Source organism: Streptomyces capoamus (assembly GCF_014654935.1).
GTDB classification, from domain to species: domain Bacteria; phylum Actinomycetota; class Actinomycetes; order Streptomycetales; family Streptomycetaceae; genus Streptomyces; species Streptomyces capoamus.
This window is the reverse complement of sequence record NZ_BNBF01000011.1, coordinates 52,964-54,097: the sequence shown is the minus strand read 5'-3', so window position 1 is coordinate 54,097 and position 1,134 is coordinate 52,964. Positions and strand designations below refer to the sequence as shown.

Annotated in this window: 2 protein-coding genes; both read left to right on the top strand. The window is 76.5% G+C overall.

Going from position 1 to position 1,134, the window contains the following annotated elements:
- On the top strand, positions 1 to 218 hold a 218-nt coding region (locus tag IE312_RS40785; protein WP_229900085.1), incomplete at its 5' end, for a membrane dipeptidase.
- 129 nt (positions 219 to 347) lie between these two features.
- A partial coding sequence (locus tag IE312_RS18760) for a membrane dipeptidase (RefSeq protein ID WP_229900083.1) occupies positions 348 to 1,134 on the top strand: 787 nt, incomplete at its 3' end.

Sequence of the window (1,134 nt, the reverse complement as noted above, 5' to 3'; positions counted from 1 at the left end):
TCACCCCGGACGGCCTGGACGACGTCTCCGGCTACCCCAACCTGCTCGCCGAACTGCTCCGGCGCGGCTGGTCCAGGACCGACCTGGCCAAGCTGACCTGGCAGAACGCGGTCCGTGTGCTGGGCGCCGCCGAGGACGTGGCCCGTGACCTGCAGGCCACCCGGGCGCCGTCCCTCGCCACCATCGAGGCGCTCGACGGCAGCCCCGGCGAAGGCTGACCGGGGTACCCCCGAACGCCCCACTCACCAGGAAGGCCCGCTCCGCTCCGTGCGACCGTGTCGGTACGCCAGCCACAGCACGCCGTAGCTCACGACCGACGTAGCCGACGACGACGTACGGAGCCCGCCATGGCCGACCTCCAGGACGACATCCCCGCCACGCACGAGGTCGGCGAGGACGACTGCCTGCCGGACGACCTCCGTCCAGCCCCGGCGCCGGACGGCCGGGCGCACCACCCCCGCGCCCGGCCGGCCGGCGAACTGCTGGAGCGGGCCCACGCCCTGCTCGCCGGGCATCCGGTGGCCGACGGCTACTGCGGCCTGCCCCAGGCCCTGCGCCAGCTGCCCTGGTACGACCTGGAGCTGGGCGAGACCGCCGTCGACACGGACGTGCCCCGGCTGCGCGAGGGGCACGTGGCCGCGCTGTTCTGGTCCCTGCACCTGCCCGAGGTGCGGGACGGCGAACGCGCCGTGACGGCCACCCTGGAGCAGCTGGACCTGGTCCGCAGGGTCGTGGCGGCCCACCCGGAGGGCCTGCGCCTGGTGCGCACCGCCGGGCAGGTCCTCGACGCCCGCAGCCGCGGCCGGGTCGCCGTCCTGCTGGGCCCCGCGCCCGGCGCCGCCCTGGGCGACTCGCTCGGCCTCCTGCGCATCCTGCACTCCCTCGGCCTGCGCGTCCTCACCCTCGCCGACACCGCCTGGGCGGGCTCCTCGGGGCTGACCCGGTTCGGGGAGGAGGTCGTGCGCGAGATGAACCGGCTCGGCGTGCTCGCCGACGTCTCCGGGGCCGCGCCGGACGCCGTCGAGCGGACCATCACCCTGTCCAGGGCGCCGGTGCTGTGCAGCCGCTCGGCGGCCCGGGCCCTGCGCCCGCACCCGGCCAACCTGCCCGACGAACTGCTGACCGCCCTGGGCC